Annotated in this window: 1 protein-coding gene; it reads right to left on the bottom strand. The window is 67.6% G+C overall.

Translation table 11 applies throughout. The features are described from left to right. Positions 1–222 (bottom strand): gamma-glutamyltransferase (locus QZH66_RS19010; RefSeq protein WP_305807321.1); only part of this gene is annotated, 222 nt, incomplete at both ends.

Raw genomic sequence — 222 nt, 5'->3', positions numbered from 1 at the left:
AGCAGCGCGATGGTGTCGGGGCTCAGGCCCTTTTCGATGCGCAGCTCGTCGGGCGTCCATTGGTGGTGCACGCGCGACGTGGCGGCCGCTTCGGCCGGGTTCATGCCGAAGTCGATGGTGTTGACCACCGTTTGCAGCACCGTGGTGATGATGCGCGCGCCGCCGGGGCTGCCAGTCACCAGCGTGGGCTTGCCGTCCTTGAGCACGATGGTCGGCGTCATC

This window comes from Stenotrophomonas sp. YIM B06876, assembly GCF_030711595.1.
GTDB lineage: Bacteria > Pseudomonadota > Gammaproteobacteria > Xanthomonadales > Xanthomonadaceae > Stenotrophomonas.
This window is presented reverse-complemented; position numbering and strand designations above follow the sequence as displayed.